16 protein-coding genes and 1 pseudogene are annotated in these 21,334 nt (G+C 65.3%); 9 read left to right on the plus strand and 8 right to left on the minus strand.

Going from position 1 to position 21,334, the window contains the following annotated elements; genetic code table 11:
- The 5 genes and pseudogenes from SE92_RS30995 to ligA form a co-directional block, all read left to right on the plus strand.
- Positions 1-837, plus strand: a pseudogene (locus SE92_RS30995) (cell division protein FtsZ); the annotation flags it as partial.
- Positions 838-1,203: 366 nt separating this feature from the next.
- Entirely contained in the window at positions 1,204-2,166 is a 963-nt protein-coding gene (gene lpxC / locus SE92_RS31000; protein WP_063202127.1) for a UDP-3-O-acyl-N-acetylglucosamine deacetylase, read from the plus strand.
- A gap of 261 nt (positions 2,167-2,427) precedes the next feature.
- Positions 2,428-3,330, plus strand: coding sequence for an outer membrane protein assembly factor BamD (locus SE92_RS31005; RefSeq protein WP_063202130.1), 903 nt, complete (start codon positions 2,428-2,430; stop codon positions 3,328-3,330).
- Between the two features lie 14 nt (positions 3,331-3,344).
- Positions 3,345-5,018 (plus strand): DNA repair protein RecN, encoded by a 1,674-nt coding sequence (recN, locus tag SE92_RS31010; protein ID WP_063202133.1) that lies wholly within the window; start codon positions 3,345-3,347, stop codon positions 5,016-5,018.
- A 156-nt stretch (positions 5,019-5,174) separates the two neighbouring features.
- Positions 5,175-7,322 carry an NAD-dependent DNA ligase LigA gene (gene ligA, locus SE92_RS31015; RefSeq protein ID WP_063202136.1) on the plus strand — a complete coding sequence of 716 codons (2,148 nt, stop codon included), beginning with the start codon at positions 5,175-5,177 and terminating at the stop codon, positions 7,320-7,322.
- A 42-nt stretch (positions 7,323-7,364) separates the two neighbouring features.
- Here ligA and SE92_RS31020 read toward each other — a convergent pair whose 3' ends face one another.
- Both SE92_RS31020 and SE92_RS31025 read right to left on the minus strand, forming a co-directional pair.
- Positions 7,365-8,639, minus strand: a complete 1,275-nt coding sequence (locus SE92_RS31020; protein WP_063202139.1) for a multidrug effflux MFS transporter — start codon at positions 8,637-8,639, stop codon at positions 7,365-7,367.
- Positions 8,640-8,862: 223 nt separating this feature from the next.
- Positions 8,863-10,692, minus strand: coding sequence for an aminopeptidase P family protein (locus SE92_RS31025; RefSeq protein WP_063202142.1), 1,830 nt, complete (start codon positions 10,690-10,692; stop codon positions 8,863-8,865).
- Between the two features lie 188 nt (positions 10,693-10,880).
- Here SE92_RS31025 and SE92_RS31030 point away from each other — a divergent pair, with 188 nt between their 5' ends.
- Complete coding sequence (locus SE92_RS31030) at positions 10,881-11,060, plus strand: hypothetical protein (RefSeq protein ID WP_063202145.1); 180 nt, start codon at positions 10,881-10,883, stop codon at positions 11,058-11,060.
- Positions 11,061-11,146: 86 nt separating this feature from the next.
- Here the strand turns inward: SE92_RS31030 and SE92_RS31035 are convergent, their stop codons facing one another.
- Positions 11,147-12,034, minus strand: coding sequence for a 50S ribosomal protein L11 methyltransferase (locus tag SE92_RS31035; protein WP_063202148.1), 888 nt, complete (start codon positions 12,032-12,034; stop codon positions 11,147-11,149).
- Positions 12,035-12,197: 163 nt separating this feature from the next.
- On the opposite strand from SE92_RS31035, the gene SE92_RS31040 reads away from it, so the two are divergent.
- Positions 12,198-12,353 carry a Flp family type IVb pilin gene (locus SE92_RS31040; protein WP_157095990.1) on the plus strand — a complete coding sequence of 52 codons (156 nt, stop codon included), beginning with the start codon at positions 12,198-12,200 and terminating at the stop codon, positions 12,351-12,353.
- A 324-nt stretch (positions 12,354-12,677) separates the two neighbouring features.
- Here the strand turns inward: SE92_RS31040 and SE92_RS31045 are convergent, their stop codons facing one another.
- Positions 12,678-14,288 carry a phytoene desaturase family protein gene (locus tag SE92_RS31045; RefSeq protein WP_063202153.1) on the minus strand — a complete coding sequence of 537 codons (1,611 nt, stop codon included), beginning with the start codon at positions 14,286-14,288 and terminating at the stop codon, positions 12,678-12,680.
- 227 nt (positions 14,289-14,515) lie between these two features.
- Between SE92_RS31045 and SE92_RS31050 the strand changes: the two genes are divergently transcribed.
- A complete protein-coding gene (locus SE92_RS31050) occupies positions 14,516-16,795 on the plus strand; it encodes a fused MFS/spermidine synthase (RefSeq protein ID WP_063202156.1) in 2,280 nt (759 codons plus the stop codon).
- 119 nt (positions 16,796-16,914) lie between these two features.
- Here the strand turns inward: SE92_RS31050 and SE92_RS31055 are convergent, their stop codons facing one another.
- Positions 16,915-17,898, minus strand: a complete 984-nt coding sequence (locus tag SE92_RS31055) for a glycerophosphodiester phosphodiesterase (protein ID WP_063202159.1) — start codon at positions 17,896-17,898, stop codon at positions 16,915-16,917.
- A gap of 66 nt (positions 17,899-17,964) precedes the next feature.
- Positions 17,965-18,759: a L,D-transpeptidase gene (locus SE92_RS31060; RefSeq protein WP_198172824.1), complete on the minus strand. Its 795-nt coding sequence runs from the start codon at positions 18,757-18,759 to the stop codon at positions 17,965-17,967.
- A gap of 304 nt (positions 18,760-19,063) precedes the next feature.
- Between SE92_RS31060 and SE92_RS31065 the strand changes: the two genes are divergently transcribed.
- Entirely contained in the window at positions 19,064-19,387 is a 324-nt protein-coding gene (locus SE92_RS31065; protein WP_063202162.1) for a hypothetical protein, read from the plus strand.
- A gap of 50 nt (positions 19,388-19,437) precedes the next feature.
- Here SE92_RS31065 and SE92_RS31070 read toward each other — a convergent pair whose 3' ends face one another.
- Together SE92_RS31070 and SE92_RS31075 are read right to left on the minus strand one after the other, a co-directional pair.
- The gene (locus SE92_RS31070; RefSeq protein ID WP_063202165.1) at positions 19,438-20,199 is read right to left on the minus strand and encodes an ABC transporter permease; all 762 of its coding nucleotides are present in this window, start codon (positions 20,197-20,199) and stop codon (positions 19,438-19,440) included.
- The gene (locus SE92_RS31075; RefSeq protein WP_063202168.1) at positions 20,196-21,119 is read right to left on the minus strand and encodes an ABC transporter ATP-binding protein; all 924 of its coding nucleotides are present in this window, start codon (positions 21,117-21,119) and stop codon (positions 20,196-20,198) included. The genes SE92_RS31070 and SE92_RS31075 overlap by 4 nt, the downstream gene beginning before the upstream one ends.
- Between the last annotated feature and the right edge of the window lie 215 nt (positions 21,120-21,334).

Here is a 21,334-nt window from a genome sequence, read left to right on the forward strand (position 1 = left end):
ATCGAGCAGGCCGCGATCGCCCGCAACAGCCAGGCGACCTCCGCTCCGGTCGCGAACGCGGCGCCGCAGGCACAGCAGGCTCCCGCAGCGCCGCCTGTGGCTGCCGAGAGCCGTCTCGCCGACCTGACCGCGCGGCTCCGCGCCGACAATCAGCGCATGGCCGAGCGCGCCCAGAAGCTGGAAGCGCAGATGCCGGCCGCACAGGCTCCGGTCGCTGCCGCGCCCCGTCCGAACGTCGAGCGCGCCGCGCCCGCCGCCATCGCGGCTGCCGTTGCGGACGTTCCGCAGGCACCGGCGCCGATGCAGACCTACGGCGACGTCACCGTGCGCCCGATCGCTCAGAAGCCGACCCTGTTTCCGGAGCCCGAGCAGGCCCCGGTCGCGATGCAGGAGCCGATGACGCCCGAGACCTTCATCCCGCCGCAGGCCGAGCGCCCGGTCCGCGCGCCCAGGATGCCGCGAATCGACGAGCTGCCGATGCCGGCCCAGGCCGAGCTTCGCCAGGCCCGCGGCGAGGTCGAGGAGGAGACGCCGCCGAAGAGCCGCCTGTCGCTGCTGCAGCGCCTCGCCAATGTCGGCCTCGGCCGTCGTGACGAGGAGAGCGAAGCTCCGGTCGCGGCCCGCACCGCTGGTCCCGCAATGCCGCCGCTGCCCGAGCGCCGGCCGCAAAAGACCGTGGCGCAGCAGATCGCATCGAGCGAGCCGGTATCGGAGTATGCTCGCCGTCCCGCGCCGCAGGGCCTGGACATGCACGGCCGTCCCGCGCCTGTTGCGCCCGCGCCACAGGGTGACGACCATCTTGATATCCCGGCCTTCCTGCGGCGGCAGGCGACCTGAGGATTGTTACAATAAGGCGGACGAAAACAGGTCCCGGCAACAAGCTTGCCGGGACCTTTCCTTTTGTCCCGTGCATGCCCGGATTGCGCAGCCAAACAACTGATTTTAAATCATTAATTACGTGTTTGGGTGTTCAGTCAAACTGCCGGCAGCGACCCAAAACCTCGGCGCAATTTGGTTAAGCCTTGGCGCGAATACGGCAGGTTTGGGGTAACAATCGGTAAAAAAGCGTGAGTTGGCGCTGTTTGAGGCAGTGACTATGGTTTGCCGTGACTTGGGGATGCGGATTCGCAGGGGGTTCGGCACTGGCCGGCCAAGTGGGTCTCGTATAAGTCGCGCAGTGGGTCGTAGTGGGGCGGGTTCCTGATGAAATTTAGCCGGCAAACAACGCTTCGTGCGCAAGCCTCGGTGGCAGGCGTGGGCGTTCATTCCGGTCTTCCCGTCACCCTTACGCTTGGGCCTGCGCCCGTCGACGCGGGCTTCATTTTTGTCCGGACGGGCCTTGAGGGAAGTGATCGCGAAGTTCAGGCGACCGCAGACCAGGTGATCGCGACCGACTTCGCCACCGTCCTCGGTGATCGCAACGGTCCGCTGGTGTCCACCGCCGAGCACGTGCTTGCTGCACTGCGGGGTATGGGTGTCGACAACGCCACCATCGAGATCGACGGTCCGGAAGTGCCGATCATGGACGGCAGCGCCGCGGCCTTCATTGCGGCGATCGACCAGGCCGGCATCATGACCCAGTCGGCGCAGCGCCGCTTCATTCAGGTTTTGAAGCCGATCTCGGTCAAGATCGGCGACTCCTTCGGCGAGATCAGGCCCTACGCCAACGGGTTCTCCGTCGAAGTCGAGATCGACTTCACCAATCCCGTCATCGGCCAGCAGGCTTACGCTTTCGACCTCAACCCGGAACGTTTCCGCCGCGAAGTCGGCCGGGCCCGGACCTTTGGTCTGATGTCCGATGTCGCGCGGCTCTGGAGCGCGGGCTATGCCCTCGGCGCTTCCTTCGACAATACCGTCGTGTTCGACGAGGAGCGGCTGCTCAACACCGAGGGCCTGCGCTACGCCGACGAATGCGCCCGCCACAAGGTGCTGGACGTGATCGGCGATCTCTCGCTGGCCGGCCTGCCGCTGCTGGGCGCCTACCGCTCGGTGCGTGGCGGCCACAAGCTCAACCACGCCGTCCTGACCGCGTTGCTCGCCGACCGTACCGCCTGGCGGGTGGTCGAGGGCGAGGCGGCCCGCCGCACCACGCGTCCCCAGGGCGAAGTCGGTCGTGGTATTGTCGGCGGCCGGATCGCTGCGGCCTACGGGCCGGACGTCTCCTGACGGCCTTCCTGTCGCAGGCCGTTCCTGTCGCAGGGCACCAGCCGCGGCTTACCCCGGGAAACTCCTGGTAACGATGATCGTCTAGGATTGCGGCGCGTTCGCCTTAATCCGGGCAGAATGCCTGCCTATCCGGTTGGTTAAAGATCGCTTTTCGGATACATCGGCGTGGTCGCATGGCAGGCACCACGGTTACATTTCGCGCCCATGACGGGGTTCATGGGCTGGCGGGCACTGCATCACAGGGCGTCAGGGCTTAAACTCATGTCGGCACAGCGTATGACGCGCGGATATTTCCAGCCCTTGTCCCGAGAGGTCTCGTCGCGAGGGCGTGGGCTGCTTCAGGCCGCCACCTTCATCCTGCTCGCGCTGCCGCTCGCCGGCTGCGGCACCGGCTCGCTCTGGGACAAGTTCACCGCCAAGGACGACACCTTCGTCGAGGAGCCCGCCGACAAGATCTACAATGAGGGCCTGTACCTCATGAACGAGAAGAAGGACATGAAGGCGGCGAACAAGAAGTTCGAAGAGGTCGACCGCCAGCATCCTTATTCCGACTGGGCCCGTAAATCGCTGCTGATGTCGGCCTACGCGTCCTACCAGGGCGGCGACTTCGACGGCTGCATCGGCGCGGCCACCCGCTACGTCACGCTGCATCCCGGCAGCCCGGACGCGGCCTATGCGCAATATCTCATCGCGGCCTCCCATTACGACCAGATCCCGGACGTCAGCCGCGACCAGGCCCGCACCGAGAAGGCGATCGCTGCGCTGGAAGAGGTGGTGCGCAAATATCCGAACTCGGAATACGCCACGTCGGCGAAAGCCAAGATCGAGGGAGCCCGCGACCAGCTCGCCGGCAAGGAAATGAATACCGGCCGCTACTACGCGCAGAAGCGCGACTACACCGCCGCGATCAACCGCTACAAGACCGTCGTCACGCAGTACCAGACCACCCGTCACGTCGAGGAGGCGCTGTTCCGGCTGACCGAGTCCTATATGGCGATCGGCATCGTCGGCGAGGCCCAGACCGCGGCCGCCGTGCTTGGGCACAATTTTCCTGACAGCCGCTGGTACAAGGACGCCTATAATCTTGTAAAATCCGGCGGACTCGAGCCCGCCGAGAATCAGGGATCCTGGATCAGCAGGACCTTCAAGAAGATGGGCCTCTAACAGGAAGCTCCTCTATGCTGGCGCGTCTGTCGATCCGTGACATCGTCCTGATCGAACGGCTCGATATCGAATTCGCCACCGGGCTCGCGGTTTTGACCGGCGAAACCGGTGCGGGTAAATCCATCCTGCTCGATGCCTTTGCGTTGGCGCTCGGCGGCCGCGGCGACGCCGGCCTCGTGCGCCACGGCGCGGAGCAGGGGCAGGTCACCGCCGTATTCGATGTCCCCAAGAATCACCCTGCGACAAAGATCCTCGCCGAGAACGGGCTGGAGGACACCGGTGAGATGATCTTGCGCCGGGTGCAGCTCGCCGACGGCCGCACCCGCGCCTTCATCAACGACCAGTCGATCAGCGTGCAGACGCTGAAGGCGGTCGGCGCAGCTCTGGTGGAGATCCACGGCCAGCACGACGAACGCGCGCTGGTCGATGCCGCCACCCATCGCCGCCTGCTCGACGCCTTTGCCGGCCTGGAGAAGGACGTCGCCGCCGTCGAATCGCTCTGGGACGCGCGCCGGACCGCCAACACCGCGTTGGAGGAGCATCGCGCCGGCATGGAGCGCGCCGCGCGGGAGGCCGACTATCTGCGCCATGCCTCGGCCGAGCTGAAGCAGCTCGCCCCCAAGGACGGCGAGGAAACCTCTCTTGCCAATCGCCGCACCACCATGATGCAGGGCGAGAAGATCGCCTCCGATCTGCGCGAGGCGCAGGAAGCGGTCGGCGGTCACAATTCGCCGGTCGCGACACTCGCGGCCGCCGTGCGCCGGCTGGAGCGCCGCGGCGTCAATTCGCCGGCGCTGGTCGACCCCGCCGTGAAGGCGATCGACGCGGCGATCAATGCGCTGGAGGAAGCCGACCAGCATCTGCAGGCCGCCCTTGCCGCGACCGATTTCGATCCGTCAGAGCTCGAGCGCATCGAGGAACGCCTGTTCGCGCTGAGGGCCGCCTCGCGCAAATATTCGACCCCGGTCGACGGGCTTGCCGCGCTCGCCGCCAGATATGCCGCCGACGTCGTGCTGATCGACGCCGGTGCTTCGCAGTTGAAGAGGCTGGAGCAGGCCGCGATCGAGGCCGATAGCCGCTATGCTGCCGCCGCCAAGAAGCTGTCGCTGGCGCGGCAGAAATCGGCGGAGAAGCTCAACAAGGCGGTCAACGCCGAGCTGGCGCCGCTCAAGCTCGAACGCGCCAAGTTCATGACCCAGGTCGCGACCGACGAGGCCGCTCCGGGGCCGCAAGGCTTCGATCGCGTCGAGTTCTGGGTGCAGACCAATCCGGGCACCAAGCCGGGGCCGATGATGAAGGTCGCCTCCGGCGGTGAGCTGTCGCGCTTCCTGCTGGCGCTCAAGGTCGTGCTGTCCGACCGCGGCTCGGCGCCGACGCTCGTCTTCGACGAGATCGACACCGGCGTTGGCGGCGCGGTCGCGGACGCCATAGGCGGCCGCTTGGCGCGCCTTGCCGGCAAGGTCCAGGTGATGGCCGTGACCCACGCCCCGCAGGTTGCCGCCCGCGCCGACCAGCATCTGCTGATCTCCAAGGACGCCCTCGACAAGGGCAAGCGCGTCGCCACCCGCGTCAATGCACTCGCGGCCGACCACCGCCGCGAGGAAATCGCGAGGATGCTGGCCGGCGCCGAGATCACGGCCGAGGCGAGGGCGGCGGCGGAACGGCTGCTCAAGGCTGCTACGGCGTAGGTCTCGTGTCCCGGACGCGCGAAGCGCGAGCCGGGACCCAGAATGCCCCCCGTGGGCCCCGGCTCTGCAGCGCACCGCTGAAGCGCCGCGTTGCGTCCGGGGCGCGAGAGCTCTTCTGTCTTTACCCTCCCGCCCGCTCCATCGTATCCAAGCATCATGGCCAGAGCAGCAAAATCCAAACCGCTTCGTGACGTCGCAGATCTCACCAAGGCCCAGGCCAAGGTCGAGCACATGCGGCTGTCGCTCGAGATCGAGGGACATAACGAGCGCTACTATCAGGAAGACGCGCCCACCGTCACCGACGCCGAATACGACGCGTTGCGCCAGCGCTTCAACGCCATCGAGAAGCGGTTCCCGGAATTCGTCACGGCGGACTCGCCCTCGCAGAAGGTCGGCGCGGCGCCGTCCGGCCGCTTCAGGAAGGTCCGGCATTCCGTTCCGATGCTGTCGCTCGACAACGCCTTTGCCGAAGAGGACGTGCGCGACTTCGTCGGCCGCATCGTGCGGTTTCTCAAGCTCGGCGACGACGAGGTCAATTTTTCCGCCGAGCCGAAGATCGACGGCCTGTCGATGTCGCTGCGCTATGAGGGCGGCGAGCTCGTCACGGCGGCGACGCGCGGCGACGGCGCGGTGGGCGAGGATGTCACCGCCAACATCCGTACCCTCGAAGACGTGCCGCACAAGCTGAAGGGACGTAATATCCCGGACATCTGCGAGGTCCGCGGCGAGGTCTACATGACCAAGAAGGCGTTCCTGGCGCTCAACGAGCGGCAGAAGGCGGCAGGCGATACCATCTTCGCCAATCCGCGCAATTCGGCCGCGGGCTCGCTGCGGCAGAAGGACCCGACCATCACCGCCTCGCGGCCGCTCGGCTTCTTCGCCTATGCCTGGGGCGAGATGAGCGAGATGCCGGAAGATACGCAGAGCGGCATGATCAGCTGGTTCGAGCGCTGTGGCTTCAAGACCAATCCGCTGACCAGGCTGTGCCGCTCCGTCGAGGAGTTGATCGCGTTCCACCAGAGCATCGAGGAAGAGCGCGCCGAGCTCGACTACGATATCGATGGTGTCGTCTACAAGGTCGACCGCATCGACTGGCAGGAGCGGCTGGGCTTCGTCTCGCGTACGCCGCGCTGGGCCATCGCGCACAAATTCCCGGCCGAGCGCGCCATGACGGTGCTGCGCGACATCGAGATCCAGGTCGGACGCACCGGCTCGTTCACGCCAGTCGGCAAGCTCGAGCCGGTCGGCGTCGGCGGTGTGATCGTGCAGAACGTCACGCTGCACAACGAGGACTACATCAAGGGGATCGGCAACAAGGGCGAGTTGTTGCGCGAGGGACGCGACATCAGGATTGGCGACACCGTCGTGATCCAGCGCGCCGGCGATGTCATCCCGCAAGTCGTTGATGTCGTGCTCGACAAGCGGCCGAAGAGTGCCAAGGAATTTGCTTTCCCGAAGAAGTGCCCGTGCCCGCTGCACACCGACGTCGTGCGCGGCGAGACGGCTGCCGGCGAAGAGGAATCTCGCGCCCGCTGCACCGGCGAGTTCGCCTGCCCGTATCAGAAGATCGAGCATCTCAAGCTGTTCGTGTCGCGCCGTGCCTTCGACATCGACGGATTGGGCGAGAAGCAGTTGCAGTATTTCTTCGACGAGGGATGGGTCAAGGAGCCCGCCGACATCTTCACGCTGGAGAAGCGCAACGCGAAGCTCAAGCTCGAGGAGATCGAGGGTTACGGCGCGACCTCGGTGCGCAATCTGTTCGGCGCCATCGAGAGCCGGCGCAAGATCGCGCTGGAGCGCTTCATCTATGCGCTCGGCATGCGCCATGTCGGCGAGACCACGGCGCTGGCGCTGGCGCGCGGCTACGGCTCCTGGGATGCCTTCCACGACGCCTGCCTCAAGGTCGCTCACGGCGACGAGGAAGCGATAGCGGAGATGGATGCGCTCGACCAGATCGGCGACACCGTGATCAAGAGCATCGCCGATTATTTCGGCGAGAGCCACAATCGCGGCATTGTCGAGCGGCTGACCAGGGAAGTCGAGATCGTCGACGCCGAGAAGCCGAAGAGCAATTCAGCCGTCGCCGGCAAGACCGTGGTGTTCACAGGCTCGCTGGAGAAGATGACGCGCGACGAGGCCAAGGCGACGGCTGAGCGGTTAGGGGCCAAGGTGTCCGGCTCGGTGTCGAAGAAGACAGATCTCGTCGTTGCCGGCCCGGGCGCCGGCTCGAAGCTTGCCGAGGCCAACAAGCACGGCGTCAAAGTGCTGACCGAGGACGAGTGGTTGAAGCTGATCGAGGAGTGAGGTTTTCTTCCCTTTTCCCACAAGGGGAGAAGGAAGAAAGAGTCACATCATCCCGCTCTCTTCCTCTTCCGCCTGCTCGATCAGCGTCTCGCTCACCACCACATCCCGGCGGGGTACGACGAAGAACATCATGCAGGCACAGAGCAGCGAGATCGCCAGCACCGCGGCGGTGAGCGGCAGCGTCGTTGCGGAATGGCCGCCGAGATAAGCGCCGAATTGCGACATCAGCGCGCCGATCCCCTGCTGTAGAAAGCCCATGGCGCCGGACGCGGTGCCGGCGGCTTCGGGTCGAATGCTGATCGCGCCGGCCGCGGAATTCGCCATTACGAAGGCATTGCCGACCATCACGATCATCTGCGTGCCGAACAGCCAGGCGGGCGCTTCGTTCCAGCCGGTCACGCTCCACAGCAGGTTCAGCAGGCTGCCGGCGAGCTGGAGCGCGAGTCCGAACCAGATCAGCTTTGCCAGCGAATGCCGCGGCGCAAAGCGCACGCAGAGCAGATTGCCGACGAGGAACGCAAAGCCCGAGGTTGCGAACCAGGCGCCGTATTCGGCGCTGGTCCGGCCCATCTGCGTCACGACGATGTAGGGGCCGCCGCCGGCGAACGTGAAGATGATCTGCGAGGCCAGGACCTGGCACATCACATAGCCGACGAAGGCGCGGCTCTTGATCAGGATGCCGATGTCGCTACGGAAGCCGCTGCCGGCGGCGCGGCTGCGACGCGTCTCGGGCAGCGCCAGCGCAATGCCGACGGCGACGACGATCGCGGCGATGGTGATGGCGTAGAAGATCGCGCGCCAGCCGAACGCGGTCTCGATCAGGCCGCCGGTGAGCGGTGAAACCATCTGTCCGATCATCAGCGCGGCGACCACGAGGCTAATCATGGATGCGACGCGGTCGCGCTCGTAGATGTCGCGGATGATGGCGCGGCTGATCACCATGCCGGAGGCGCCGCCGAGCGCCTGGAAGAAACGCGCTGCGATCAGTTGCGGCAGGGTTTCGGCGAAGATGCAGGCGATACTCGCCGCGACCATCAGCGCAAGGCCCCCGAGCAGCACCGGACGCCGGCCGAATTTGTCCGACAATGGCCCCATGATCAGCTGCGACAGCGCGATGCCGACCATGTAGAGCGACACCGTCATCTGTGCGATCGAGATGTCGCGCCCAAAATTCGTCGCCAGCACCGGCAGCGCCGGGACCAGGATGTAAAGCGAGATCGGTGCGACCCCGGTCATGACGACGAGCAAGAGCAACACCACGCGGGAGGTCGCAAGGTTGGTGGCCGCTCCCGGCGGCTTGCTGATCATGCCGTGCATAAACGTCCGTCTTTCGAATTCGAATCGACTGTAGCGCGCTAGCGCAAGACGGATATCGGCGTTTCGGAATGCGGCTATACGGATTCCGGGACGGTTATATTACCAGCGCAGTGGCGACCGATTGGGCGTGTTGCCTCTCGCTTTTCGCGGGGATTGACCCCGGTGGTGGCGAAGCAGCCTTGCGCAAATCGCGTAGCGCTATGCGCGCTTCGAAACAGGGGGCTTATCCCTTCAGCTCCGCCGTAGCCTGATCGAGCCACGCCCTGGTCGCCTCGTCCAGCGCCGGCCGCACCTCGGCGCGGACGCGCGCGTGGTAGGCGTTGAGCCAGTCCAGCTCATCCTTGCTCAGCATCGCTACATCGATCAGCCGGCGGTCGATCGGCGCCAAGGTCAGCGTCTCGAACGCGTTCATCGGCTTCTCGGCGCCCTTGATGCTGGCTTCGACGACCAGCTCGAGATTCTCGATGCGGATGCCGAAACCGTCGGTCTTGTAGTAGCCGGGCTCGTTAGAGAGGATCATGCCGCGCTTCAGCGGCGTGGTCCCGAGCTTCGAGATCCGCGCCGGCCCTTCGTGCACCGAGAGATAGCTGCCGACGCCGTGACCGGTGCCGTGCTCGAAATCGAGGCCGGCGGCCCAGAGATATTGCCGCGCCAGCGTATCGAGTTGCGCGCCCGTCGTGCCGTCCGGAAAGACGGCGCGCGCGATCGCGATATGGCCGCGCAGCACGCGGGTGAAACGGTCGCGCATCTCGTCCGTGGGCTCACCGACGGCCATGGTGCGCGTGACGTCGGTGGTGCCGTCTTCGTACTGCGCGCCGGAATCGATCAGCAAGAGGTCGCCGGGCGCGATGCGCCGGTTGCTCTTGCGGGTGACGCGGTAGTGCACGATGGCGCCGTTCGGGCCGGTGCCGGAGATGGTCGGAAACGACACGTCCTTCAGCGCGCCGGTGTCGCGGCGGAACGTTTCCAGCGCCTCGACCGCGTCGATCTCGGTGAGCTTGCCGCTCGGCGCTTCCCGGTCGACCCAGGCGAGGAAGCGCGCCAGTGCAACGGCATCGCGCACATGGGCCGTCTTGGTGCCCTTGATCTCGGTCGCGTTCTTCACCGCCTTGAGCAGCGCGATTGGATCGCTGCCGCGCACCGGCTTGCCGCCGGCGCCCGCGATCAGCCGGCTGAGCGCGTCGGCCGCGGTGGCGCTGTCGAGTGCGATCGATGCGCTACCCTTGGCGAGCGCCATCAGTGTCGGTGCCATCGCGTCGGGCTCGCGCACGTCGGCCGACTGCTCGAGATGGTCGCGCGTGAGGTTGGAGAGCTTGCGGTGATCGATGAAGATGGTGGGACGTCCGTCCTTCGGCACCAGCGCGTAGGACAGCGGAAGCGGGGTATGGGCGACATCGGCGCCGCGAATGTTGAAAGTCCAGGCGACCGCATGGCTGTCGGACAGCACCAGCGCATCGACGCCGAGCTTGCCGATCTCGCCTTTGATCTGAGCCAGCTTCTCGGCCTCCGCGACACCTGCGTTTTGGAGGTTGTGCACGGCAACGGGGGCGATCGGCGGCTGCGGCCGGTCCTGCCAGATCGCGTCGATCGGATTGCTATCGACCGCCACCAGCTCGGCGCCGGCCTTGGTGCAGGCGGCGGACAGGCGTTCGGCTGCCGCAAAAGTGTGCAGCCACGGATCAAATCCGAGGCGGTCACCGGCCTTCAGATGCGCCGACACCCAGCTCTCCGGCGGCGGGTCGATCAGCGATTCCACGGCCCAGGCCTTTGCATCGACCTGCTTGGCGGCCTGCAGCGTATAGCGGCCGTCGACGAACAGCGCGGCCTCCTGGATCAGAACCACCGCGAATCCTGCAGAGCCCGTAAAACCGGTCAGCCAGGCCAGCCGCTCTTCTGATGGCGGCACATATTCGTTCTGCTGCTGATCGGCGCGTGGAATGACGAAGCCGGTCAGCTTGCGACGGGCGAGTTCTTCGCGAAGTGCGGACAGCCGTGCGGTCAATGCGACGCCGGCCTCCGGCTCCTCGAATGTCTGGAAGTGTGCTTCGAACATGGTGGATCACTTTAGGATCATGAGGAGGAGTCCGCAATCTGGACGCATTTGGCGCCGCATCTGGCATGGACCGTGCTTGAAATGGTTCCACTCGAGTCGAGTGGAGTAAAGGATGCGGCAGTCGCGCTTTGTCCGGATAACAGGGAAATTCGAGCAGGTGGTTCATCTCAACGACGAGGGGACACACGATGCCAGCGTTTACGTTTGAGAAGATTTCGCCGCCAGTGCGCCGGGCTCCCGCTGCGGCGACGCCGGAGAAGCCGCGCAGCGTCATCAGCCAGGTGATCGAGCGCATCGCCGAGCGCCGCGCAAGCCGCGCCGTGCAGGTCGAGCGCGCGATGCGCCAGGACGACAAGCCGGTGGAGTAGGGCGTTGGGTGGTGAGCCGAGCCGTAATCCCCAACGTCGATCCATATGGAAAGCGAAGTGGGAGGGCTAGCCCTACGGCGCCTCTCTCATCCCACCTTCCGCAGCAACAGGCTGCTCCACCCCTCGATCCTCAGATGCTTCAACGGCACGAGCCCGCGCGCGCGGTAGGCGGCGATCACGGCGGGGGCCTGGTGCGTCAGCAGGCCGGAGAGGATGACGCGTCCGCCGGGCGCCAGATGCCGCGCCATCGGGCCGGCCAATTGCCGCAAGGGATTGGCAAGGATGTTGGCGAGCACCAGGTCGAACGGACCGGCCTGACCGAAATCCGGCGCCGCGAAGCCGGTGGCGCGGATAACCCGCACATGGTTGCGAACCTCATTCAGCGCCGCATTCTCGGCGGCCACCCGCACCGACGGCGGGTCGATGTCGGAGGCGAGCACATGGCGGTGCAGGGCTTTCGCCGCGGCGATCGCCAGCACGCCGGTGCCGGTGCCGAGGTCGAGCAGCTTCCTCGGGCGCGTACTCTTCAGGACATGGTCAAGCAGCAGTAAACAGCCACGCGTCGTGCCGTGGTGGCCGGTGCCGAAGGCGAGCGCGGCCTCGATCTCGATGGCGAGCTTGTTCGGCGCCACCCGGTCACGGTCGTGGCTGCCGTGCACGACGAAACGGCCGGCCGGCACCGGGACGAGGTCTTCCAGGCTGGCCTTGACCCAGTCCTTGGCATCCATCGTGTCGAAGGCAAGGGTATCGGCGATCGCATTTCCTGCCGAATTTACAACGAGTTCGCGCAGCAGCGCCTGGTCCGGCGCCTCGGCGAAATGAAGCGTGACGTCCCATTGTCCGTCCGGCTGCTCGAAGGCGGCGACGGCGGCATCGCCTTCGAAAAAAACCTCGGTGAGCATGTCGACGACGCGTTTGGCGTCGGCCTCGCTACCGATCGAAAAGCTGGCGCGATGGGTGGGGGAAGGCTGCATTCAGGGTTCCGTTGGGTTCAATTTTTGGAACTTTTGTTCCCAATTTATCGGACAAGTTGCGGTTCCCCGATTAACTGGGGCGAAGGTTGTGTCCCGTACCTTCCCGGATGTCGAATTAAGCCAACACAGCTTGGAATTGAAACGGAGGCTAGTCTTGAAAAGCATGATTCAGAAGTTCTGGTCGGATGAGTCCGGTGCAACGGCGATCGAATACGGTCTGATTGCCGCGGGTATCGCCCTGGCGATCATCACCGTGGTGAACAGCCTGGGTGTCACCATGAACGAGAAGTTCACGTCGATTAGCACCTCCTTGAAGTAATTTCCGCCTCCATTTCCCAGCGGGGGCTGCTTTTTCTTCATAGACACTTTCCGACGACCGCCCGCACGGGAATATCCCGGGCGGGCGAAGTCGTTTTGGCCTCTGTTCGCTCCAGCGAAGATCGTCCGCGTTTCTGCTCTCGCCGATCATGCGAGACACCACCGGACGTCCACAGCCTGTCCGCGCGTCATTCCGCGGCAATCCACCGTCTTATACCCCACTTATCCCGCGCCGTTTCCACAGCTTGATCCCAGGCGGTCCCGAGAGACCGGGCCCAGTTCACCACAGCATGACCAACAGTCTGTCCACAGCCTCTCCACAGACCTATCCACGGCTTCCGAACAGCGAGCGGTGATCCTTCAGGATCGCCTGCGCGGCGTTATGGCCGGGCGCGCCGGTGACGCCGCCGCCGGGATGGGCGCCGGAGCCGCAATGATAGAGGCCCCTGAGCGGCCCGCGATAATCGGCATGGCCCAGCATCGGCCGCGCCGAGAACAGCTGGTTCAAGGTCAGCGCGCCGTGGAAGATGTCGCCGCCGATGAGGCCGAACTGGCGTTCGAGATCGAGCGGGGACAGGATCTGGCGGCCGAGCACGCTTCCCGCAAAGCCCGGCGCGTATTGATCCACCGTCGCGATCATGAGATCGGCGACCTCGTCGCGATGGTCGTCCCATGATGTTCCGTCGGGAAGCTCTGGCGCGACGTGCTGGCAGAACAGGCTCGCGACATGCTTTCCGGCGGGGGCCAGCGCGTCGTCGAGCGTGGAGGGGATCAGCATCTCGACGACGGGCTCCCGGCTCCAGCCCTGTGCCCGCGCGTCGAGCCAGGCGCGGTCCATGTAGGGAAGACTCGGCGCCAGGATGATGCCGGATGAGAGATGATCGCCTTCGCCAGGCAGCGCCGTGAAGGAGGGCAGGCGGTCCAGCGCCACGTTCATGCGGAAGGTGCCGGAGCCGTTCTTCCAGTGCCGGATGCGGGCGAGGAAGTCCGCAGGGAGAGCGTCGGCCGTGATCAGTTGCGTGTAGAGCAGCTTTGGATTGACGTTGGCCGCGACATATTTCGCGCGGATCGTTTCGCCGTTCTCCAGCACGACGCCGACGGCGCGGTCGCGCTCGACGATGATCTCGCGGACGCCAGCGTCGGTATCGATCACGACGCCGCGGTCGCGCGCCGTGCGCGCCATCGCCTGCGTGATCGCGCCCATGCCGCCGATGGCATGGCCCCAGACGCCCTTCTTGCCGTTCACCTCGCCGAAGGCGTGATGCAGCATCACATAAGCCGAGCCGGCGGCGTAGGGGCTGGCGTAGTTGCCGACGATGGCATCGAAACCGAACAGCGCCTTGACCAGATCATGCTCGAAGCGCTCGTCCAGCATCTCGCCGGCCGAGCGGGTGAAGAGATCGAGCAGGCTGCGGCTTTGCTCCAGCGTCAGGCCGCGCAGGATGTTGGCGGTCTTCCAGGCGTTGATACCCTCGCGGACGGCCGCTGTGCCAAAACCGTCGACGAGGTTCGGCGGCGCGCGCAGCACGAACTGCCTGAGCACGTCGGCGATGTCTTCCAGCTCGCGCGAGAACCCGTCGAGCGCGGCAGCGTCACGCGCGCTCAACCGTGCGACTGATGCCTTCGTCCGTCCTTCCCCGGTGAGAAGATAGCTGCCGTCAGGCGCGGGCAGGAAATTCTGGGCGCGCCGTTCGACGATCCGCAGGCCCTGCTCGGCGAGCTTGAGGTCGCGGATCACTTGCGGATTGAGCAGGCTCACGGTGTAGGCCGCGACCGAATTGCGGAAACCCGGGTGAAATTCCTCCGTGACGGCGGCACCGCCGACCACCTTGCGGCGCTCGACCACGCGCACGCGCAGGCCCGCCGTCGCGAGATAGGCCGCGCAGGTGAGGCCGTTATGGCCAGCGCCTATGATGACGACGTCGCTTTCGCTCATGATATTCCTGGCGTCATTCCGGGGCTCGCGAAGCGAGAACTCTGGTGCGGGCTCCGCACCAGAGAATCTCGAGGTTCCGGGTTCGATGCGTCGCATCGCCCCCGGAACGACATCTCTATATCAAGCATTCCTCGCTGCAACATCACGAGTCCCTTTATTGCCCGTTCAGGCGCCTTGTGCTCCATTGCGCCCGTCCGGCACCCGCCGGGGTTTGAGCCGGAGCTTCCATGGATTCGATCGTGCACCCCGCCGCTACGGAGCAGCCGTCGTCGTCGCGCAACCGGCTGCTGCTGACGGTCTACACCGCCGCGATCTTCGTCAGCGCGCTGCTCCTGTTCTCGGTGCAGCCGCTGTTCACGAAGATGGTGCTGCCGCGGCTCGGCGGCTCGCCGGCGGTGTGGTCGGTGGCGATGGTGTTCTTCCAGTCGCTGCTGCTGGCGGGCTATGCCTATGCGCATCTGTTGATGCAGGCGAAGAACCGGATCGTTCCGGTCGCGGTGCATCTGGTGCTGCTGATCGCAGCCTTCGCCACGCTCCCGCTCGGCATCGCCTCCGCCTATGGCGAGCCGCCCGCTTCCGGCTATGCTTTCTGGCTGCTCGGCCTGTTCGTGGTCTCGATCGGCCTGCCGTTCTTTGCGCTCGCCGCCAACAATCCGCTACTGCAGGCCTGGTTTGTCCGCACCGGCCATCCCGCCGGCCACGATCCCTACTTCCTCTATGCATCCTCCAACATCGGCAGCTTCCTGGCGCTGTTGTCCTATCCGTTTCTGCTGGAGCCGATGTTCACGCTGCACACGCAGAACCGGTTCTGGACTGCCGGCTATGGCCTTCTGATCCTGCTGATCGCCGCCTGCGGCGTGCTGTTGCTACGCTCGCCGAAGCTGGCCGAGGTCGATGCGCGAGCCGAGGAGGCGCATGCACCGGCGCCGGGTCTGATGACGCGGCTGCGCTGGATCTTCCTTGCCGCGGTGCCGTCGGGTCTGCTGATCGCGGTGACCGCGCACATCTCGACCGACGTCGCGGCGGCGCCGCTGCTCTGGGTGCTGCCGCTGTCACTGTATCTGCTCACCTGGGTCGTGGTGTTCCAGTCGCGGCCGCTGCTGCCGCACAAATGGATGCTGATGCTGCAGCCGGTCGCGATCGCGGGCGTCGTCGTCCTGCTCGCTTTCGGTGGCGAGCAGAATCTGCTGTTGACGCTCGGCGGACACCAGCTCTGCTTCTTCGTCATCGCCATGGCCTGTCACGGCGAACTGGCGCGGACGAGGCCGGCCGCCAAATATCTCACCGGGTTCTATGTCGCGCTGTCGTTCGGTGGCATGGTCGGCGGCCTCTTTGCCGGACTCGTTGCGCCCTTTACCTTCTCGTGGATCGCCGAATATCCGATCCTGGTTGCGCTCGCGGCATTGTGCCGGCCGCCTGCGAACGAGCGGCTGGCGGGCATCGTCAAATGGTATTGGCTCGCACTCGCTGCGCTCGCCGTGGCGCTGGTGGTGCCGTCCATCACGACGGGCAGCCTCTCGACCTGGTTTGAGGACCATCGGGTCTGGGTCGCCGGCGCCGTCGGCGTGCTCGCAGCGCTTCTGGCGCTGACGCTCAATGCCGGCCGTTGGAAGATCTTTGCGACCGTCGCGCTCGCGCTGGCGTTGATCCGCGTCTATCCGGCGGATGAGGGCCGCGTCACGACGGTACGCAGCTTCTTCGGCGTGCACAAGATCGTGGTGACGCCCGGCGGCTATTTCCATGTGCTGATGCACGGCACCACCATCCATGGTGCCGAGCGCTTCCGCAACAATGACGGCACGCCGGTCACTGGCCGGCCCGAACCGATCACCTATTATCACAAGGACGGCGGCATCGGTCAGGCCGTCAGCGCGATCCGCGAGCGCAAGGGCGCGCCGCTCAAGGTCGCCGCGATCGGCGTCGGATCCGGCACGCTCGCCTGTGCCGCCGAGCGAGGGGAGGACTGGAAATTCTTCGAGATCGACCAGTCGATGGTGGATGCCGCGCGTGATCCCAAAAATTTCCGCTACATCTCGAGCTGTCTGCCGGACCTGAAGCCTGTCATCGGCGATGCGCGCCTCACCTTCGCCAAAGAGCCCGACGGCGCCTATGACCTCATCATCGTCGATGCCTATTCGTCGGATGCCATCCCGATCCATCTTGCCACCGAAGAGGCGATGAAGATCTACAAGGACAAGCTCGCGCCGCACGGCGCCGTGGTGATGCATGTCTCCAACCGCCACCTCGATCTCGAGACCGTCGTGGTCGGCATTGCCGATGCCAACGATCTCAAAAGCTGGGTCTTCAACGAGGATTCCGGGCGCGACGGCGACTACATCTTCTCGACCGACGTCGTCATCTCCGCGCGCGAGGATGCCGATATCGGCCGGCTTGCCTCATCCAAGTCCTGGGAGCAGACCGAAGCCGACGACAGGGTGCGGGTCTGGACGGACGACTATTCCAACATCCTGGGCGCGCTGTACCGGCGCTTGCGGGACGGGGAGTAGGGCCACTTCGTAACTTCGTAGCCCGGATGGAGCGAAGCGTCATCCGGGGCCGCTCGTGCGTGGTGGGCACTTCTCCCGGATTGCGCTTCGCTCCATCCGGGCTACAAGGCGAGAGGCTTCTACGGCTCGACCGGCGTCCCCGCCGGCAGCGCAATTCCCTTCTCGCCCGCCACCTGTCGCAGCAGATCCGGGCGATCCGAGATGATGCCGTCGACGCCGAGCTCGATCATCCGCGCCATGTCCTCGCGCTTGTTGACCGTCCACACCACCACGCGCAGTCCGAGCGCGTGGGCCTCGGTGACCAGCGTGGCGGTCACGTCGCCGAAATAGGGCGACCAGATCGCACCGCCCGCCGCCTTGATCGTGCGCGGCAGCGAGCCGCCGTGATCGGCCGGGCTGAAGCCCGCTGTCCAGCTGGTGGCCTTGTCCAGCGCCACTGTCTGGCCTGAGCCGCGCTGCAGCGTCAGGTACACCGTCGGGATCTTCGGAGCCTGCTGCTGGACGAGTTGCAAGGTTCGCCAGTCGAAGGACTGGATCAGGACCCGGTCGGAAAAAGCTTCGGTCTCGATCAGTCCCAGCAGCTTCGTGACAAAGGCTTGAGGATCGAGCGTGTCGTCCGGATGGTTCGGGTCGATCTTGGTCTCGATGTTGAATCGCACACCCGAGTTGCCAGATTTGCGCACCAGCGCGAACAGCTCGCGCAGGGTCGGGATGCGCGTCCCCGGCATGGCACGCTGGTCGGGGAATTGTTTCGCATAGACGCTGTCCGGCCGGATCTGGCCGACGTCATAGGTCCTGACCTCGTCCAGCCGCAGTTTAACCAAGGGCGTGCCGGGCGCAGCGATGTATGCGCCGTCGGCGCCGCGTGCGAGATCCGGATTGAGCCCGCGCTCGTGCGAAACCACGATCTCGCCGTCCGCGGTCACGCCGACGTCGAGCTCCAGCGTGTCCACGCCCATCGACAGCGCGTTGGCGAAGGCCGGCAGAGTGTTCTCCGGCAACAGCGCCCGGCCGCCGCGATGCGCCTCGAGATCGAATCCCATGGCTTGCCTCGTTATCAGGACCGACAGCACAGCCAGAATTGTCGTGGCACGTGACGGCATGGTGCCTCGAATAGCCATCCCTTGTTTGCGCTGACCACCGACGACGGTGACGGAGCAGCGACGGCGTCAGTTCTGATAGTAATAGCTGCGCGGCTGGTAATATTGCCGCGGCTGCGGCTGATAGTAATAGCCCTGCTGGCCATAGCCCTGGTCATAAGTCGGCTGCGGCAGCTGCTGATAGGCCTGCGTGCCATAGGGGCGCGTGATCGGGCGCGGCGCCGGATAGCGCGCGCCGGTGTCGCTGCCGTCGGCCGGATAGATGTAATTGTCGTCCTGCGGCATGTAGCGGCGGGCGGGCTGCTGCGGCGGCGTGATGTTCACGGGATCGCCCGTGGTGGCGTATTGCTCTTCAGCGGGCTGCTGCGGAGCGCGCGCCACCGCAGTGTTGGCGCGGCCACGCGGATTCCTCGCGAGCGCCACCTGCGCCGAGCCGGTCAGCGTCACCGTGGTATTGAGCACGCCCTGCTGCTGCACGAGCGCATAGAGTGTCGAGGCGTTCTGGCGCGACAGCCGCACGCAGCCGTGGGACGCCGGCGAGCCGAGGCGGCCGACCGAGTCCGTGCCGTGGATGGCGTGACCGACCTTGGTGAAGAAGATCGCGTGCGGCATCGGCGCGTCGTCGAATTCCTTGGAGTAGTGATCCTCTTCCATGCGGAAGGCGCGGAACGCGCCGTTCGGCGTCTCGCGCGAGGGAATGCCGGTCGACACCGGCCAGTGGTAGCGAGCGACGCCGTCGACGGCGACGGTCATCTGCTGATTATCCTTGTCGACGGTGATCTCGACCTTGGCCTGCGCGGTGCCCACGCTCAAAAGCATCAGGGAGGTGAAAGCGACAAAAAAAGAACGCATCTGGAAACGCATTTGAATTCTGGCCTCCGGCCTGTTCACGCTAGGCGCCGCGGCTCTCCGTCCCCGGCGTGCAATATGCCTGCAATCCGGCTTTCGTTCCAGCGGCCTGCTTGCCCATCGTTAACGCGATGGCCGGCGTAAGCAAGGCCGCTTTGTGACGCGTAGCTTGCGGCGGAGCTGACATTTTCGCGAGCGGCGCGCGCTCACGACGCCGACAATTCATCATAACGGCGCAACCATTCCACCGCTCGGTGCGTTGATGCTCGCCTACCTTTGACAGGCGGCGCCCGCCGCCGTTCACCCATTGGGATCGAAGATGAACAAAGCCCGTATCGCCGCCGCGCCGTCCCCGGCCGGTTTGCGCCTCCACCTGCCGTTCGCAGCTGCCGCCCTCCTGCTTGCGCTGGCGTTGCCGCAAGCCGGCCACGCCCAAGGCATCGTGCGCGGCGCCCAGGAAGGCTCCTATGAAGGCAACCGGATCGCCGGCCCCGTGGGTGGCGTGGTTGGTGGCGCAGTCGGCGCCGGTGTTGGAGGCGCCGTGGGCGCGGTGGAGGGCGTGTTCGGCATTCCGCACCGTCATTACCGTCATCGCTGCCGCGGGTATTACGACGGCTATCACCGCTTCCATTGCTACAGGTGACGAGCCCGTAGCCCGGATTGCGCTTGCGCTCCATCCGGGCTACGGGGCCGTCAGTTCTTCAGCCGGTAGCCGGTGCGGAAAATCCACCAGATCACGACCAGGCAGACCAGCAGGAACGCCACCGTCATGCCCATGCTGACGGATACGCTGACATCCGCGATCTCATAGAAGCTCCAGCGGAAGCCGGAGATCAGATAGACGACGGGGTTGAGCAGCGCCACCGTGCGCCAGGTGGGCGGCAGCATGTCGATGGAATAGAAGCTGCCGCCGAGGAAGGTCAGCGGCGTCACCACCAGCATCGGGATCATCTGCAGCTTCTCGAATCCGTCGGCCCAGATGCCGATGATGAAGCCGAACAGGCTGAACGTCACCGCCGTCAGCACCAGGAAGGTCAGCATCCAGACCGGATGCTGGATGTGCAGCGGCACGAACAAGCCGGCGGTGGCGAGGATGATCAGGCCGAGGATGATCGACTTGGTCGCGGCGGCGCCGACATAGCCGAGCACGATCTCGAAATAGGAGATCGGCGCCGACAGAATCTCGTAGATCGTGCCGGTGAATTTCGGAAAGTAGATGCCGAACGAGGCGTTGGCGATGCTCTGGGTCAGCACCGAGAGCATGATCAGGCCCGGCACGATGAAGGTGCCGTAGCTGACGCCCTCGACCTGGCTGATGCGCGAGCCGATCGCGGCGCCGAACACCACGAAATACAGCGAGGTGGAGACCACCGGCGAGACGATGCTTTGCAGCAGCGTGCGCCAGGTGCGTGCCATTTCGAACAGATAGATGGCGCGGATGGCGCGGTGGTTCATGACGTCCTCACGAGATCGACGAAGATGTCCTCGAGCGACGATTGCGTCGTGTCGAGATCGTTGAAGCGGATGCCGGCGGCGCGGAGGTCGCTGAGCAGGCTGGTGATGCCGGTGCGATCGCCCTTGGTGTCGTAATCATAGACCAGCGTCGCACCGCTATCGCAGAGCTCGAGCTCGTAATGCCCGAGGCTTTCCGGGAGCGACGTGATCTTGTTCTGCAGATGCAGCGTCAGCCGCTTCTTGCCGAGCTTCTGCATCAAGGTCGCCTTGTCCTCGATCAGCACGATCTCGCCCTTGTTGATGACGCCGATGCGGTCGGCCATCTCCTCGGCTTCCTCGATGTAATGCGTGGTCAGGATGATGGTGACGCCGGACTGCTGCAGCGTGCGCACCACCTCCCACATGCCCTTGCGCAGCTCGACGTCGACGCCGGCGGTCGGCTCGTCCAGGAACAGGATCCGCGGCTCGTGCGACAGCGCTTTGGCGATCATCACGCGGCGCTTCATGCCGCCGGAGAGCGTGATGATCTTGTTGTCCTTCTTGTCCCACAGCGAGAGGTCCTTCAGCACCTTCTCGATATGGGCAGGGTTCTTCGGCTTGCCGAACAGGCCGCGGGAGAAGCTCACGGTGGCCCACACGCTCTCGAAGGCGTCGGTGTGCAATTCCTGCGGCACGAGACCGATCAGCGAGCGCGCCTTGCGGTAGGAGGTCTGGATGTCCTCGCCGCCGACGAGCACGCGGCCTTCGCTGGGATTGGCGATGCCGCAGATGATCGAGATCAGCGTGGTCTTGCCGGCGCCGTTCGGGCCGAGCAGCGCGAAGATTTCGCCGCGCTTGATGTCGAGATTGACGTTCTTGAGCGCCTTGAAGCCGGACCCATAGGTCTTCGACAGATTGGCGACGGAAATGATGGATGACATGGGGGCCGCAAGGATGAGGGGCAAAGGCTGGGGGAGGGGAGGCTGGCCCCTGCCGGGAGGGCGGGTCAGCGGAGCCCTGAGATAGGAATGCCATTGCCCGGCCGCAATCGGCTGGAGAAAAATGGTCTCAAAGCAGGCTCTTCGATGGCGAGTTCCAGGCAAGTGTTGCGCGATGGTCACGGGCTGTGGCTAAGATTGCCGTTCACGCGGCTCTT

This window comes from Bradyrhizobium sp. AT1 (genome assembly GCF_001590795.1).
Classification (GTDB): Bacteria; Pseudomonadota; Alphaproteobacteria; order Rhizobiales; family Xanthobacteraceae; genus Bradyrhizobium.